General features: G+C 71.9%; 1 protein-coding gene and 1 pseudogene. Both read left to right on the top strand.

Annotated elements, in window-relative coordinates; all coding sequences use genetic code 11:
* Window positions 1–536: sugar phosphate isomerase/epimerase (locus BIV03_RS15995; RefSeq protein ID WP_139202023.1), on the top strand; the 536-nt coding region annotated here is incomplete at its 5' end.
* Window positions 533–752, top strand: a pseudogene (locus BIV03_RS15990) (GNAT family N-acetyltransferase); the annotation flags it as partial. The gene BIV03_RS15995 and the pseudogene BIV03_RS15990, both read left to right, overlap by 4 nt.

The raw sequence follows: 752 nt of genomic DNA, 5'->3' as shown, positions 1-752 counted from the left end.
CCGTCGCCGAGCCGGGCGCGAAGATCGTGTTCGGCTCGGGGACCGCCCGCACGGCACCCGACGGCATGCCCGAGACCGAGGCCCACCGTCGCTTCGCCGAGGTGCTCCGCACGGCCCGGGACACCGCCGCGGCGAACGACCTCCGCATCGTGCTCGAGCCGCTGAGCCGCTCGGAGACGAACGTCCTGCACTCCGTCGCCGAGGCCGTCCGGTTCTTGGACGACACGGCGGTCGACGGGGTGGACGTCGTCGCCGACCTGTTCCACATCCGGAACGAGGGGGAGTCGCTCGACGTCCTCCGGGAGCACGGCGCCCGCATCGGCCACGTGCACGTCAGCGACCGCGACCGTCGCCCGCTCGGTGCCGACGGCGGCGACGACGTCTGGCGTGACTTCCTCGCGGCCGTGCACGACGGCGGCTACCGCGGCTCGGTCTCGCTGGAGTGCAACTGGTCCCCGGACACCGCGACCGCCGAACAGGAGATCGGTCGATCGCTCGAACTCCTCCGACGAACCGGTGCCATGCTCGTGGCATGACGATCGAGGTGCGTCCCGCGACGTCCTTCGACGACGTCCGCACCATGGTCGGTCCGAAGCGTCCGGACGCGAACGTGTGCTGGTGCCTGAGCTACCGGATCCCGGCGAAGGAGAACCAGGCCCTCAGCGGCACGGCCCGTGGAGATCGCGTCCGGGTGCTCCTCGACGAGGACCTGCCGCCCGGGGTCCTGGCGTACGACGGCGACGAGGTCGTCG

It is taken from the genome of Curtobacterium sp. MCBA15_016, assembly GCF_001865105.1.
Taxonomy (GTDB): domain Bacteria; phylum Actinomycetota; class Actinomycetes; order Actinomycetales; family Microbacteriaceae; genus Curtobacterium.
Note: the sequence above shows the minus strand (reverse complement) of the source record. Positions and strands in the feature narration are given on the sequence as shown.